A 1,324-nucleotide genomic window follows, 5' to 3' on the forward strand; every position below is an offset into this window, starting at 1 on the left:
CTGCACGGCCGGCCGCTGCCGCTCACGCGGCGCGAATACCGCCTGCTGGCCTGCCTGCTGCGCGGCGCCGGCCGCATCCAGTCGCGCGAGGCCCTGCTCGCCGGCGCCTGGGGCGACGACAGCGAAAGCACCGACCGCACGGTGGACACCCACATCAAGACGCTGCGCGCCAAGCTGCGCGAAGCGGACCCGGCGCGCGAATACATCAGCACGCACCGGGGCATGGGCTACTGCCTGGAGCCATGAGCGCCCGCTGGCACCGCTCCGTGCAGCCCACCCTGGCGAGGGCCTGACCCATGCGCCTGGGCATCCGGCTGCTGTTCGCCTTCTTCCTGATCAACGGCATCGCGGCCTTCTTCGTGCTGCGCGTGTTCACCGCCGAGATCAAGCCCAGCGTGCGCGAGGTGATGGAAGACATGATGGTGGACACCGCCAACATCCTGGCCGAGCTGGCGAGCGACGACCTGGCCGCCGGCCGCCTGGGCGCCACCGCGCCCGGCACGCCCGAGAGCCGCTTCGCGCAGCACGTGCGCCAGTACGCCAGCCGCCCGGTCGATGCCGCGATCTGGGGGCTGACCAAGCAGACGCTCGATTTCCGCATCTATGTGACCGATGCCGCCGGGCGCGTGGTGTTCGATTCCGAGCGCAGTGCCGTGGGCGAGGACTACTCGGGCTGGCGCGACGTGGCGCGCACGCTGCGGGGCGAGTACGGCGCCCGCGCCACGCGCGAGGTGCAGGGCGACGACACCAGCGGCGTGATGTACGTGGCCGCCCCCATCCTGGTGGACGGGCCGTCCGGCCGCGCCATCGGCGGCGTGCTCACCGTGGCCAAGCCCACGCGCTCGGTGCAGCGCTTCATCGACCGGGCCGAGCGCAAGGTGCTGCGCGGCGGCCTGCTGCTGCTGGCCCTGTCGGCGTTGGTGGGCGTGGCCGTCACCGTGTGGACCGTGTGGCACGTGCGCCGCCTGCGCGACTACGCCCTGAGCGTGCAGGGCCCGGCCGACGGCGGCCTGAACCCCACGCAGCCCCTGGCCGTGCCGCGGGTGCCGGGCGAGCTGGGCGACCTGGCCCGCGCCATGGACCGCATGCGCGTGCGGCTGGAAGGGCATGACTACATCGAAGGCTACGTGCGCGCCCTCACGCATGAACTCAAAAGCCCCGTGGCCGCCATCCGCGGCGCGGGCGAACTGCTGCAGGAGGACCTGCCCCCGGCCGACCGCGCCCAGTTCGCCACGCAGGTGGTCGAGCAAAGCGAGCGCCTGCAGCGCCTGGTGGACCGGCTGCTGGCGCTGAGCCAGCTCGAGCAGCGCCAGCGGGCCGAGGG

General features: G+C 73.2%; 2 protein-coding genes. Both read left to right on the forward strand.

The window, feature by feature from the left end:
• Positions 1-246, forward strand: a 246-nt coding sequence (locus tag AC27IQ_RS24725) for a winged helix-turn-helix domain-containing protein (protein WP_487091179.1), incomplete at its 5' end; no start/stop codon positions are given.
• Between the two features lie 50 nt (positions 247-296).
• Positions 297-1,324: two-component system sensor histidine kinase CreC (gene creC / locus AC27IQ_RS24730; protein WP_487091180.1), on the forward strand; the 1,028-nt coding region annotated here is incomplete at its 3' end.

This window comes from Acidovorax sp. KPB24-07, from assembly GCF_057543315.1.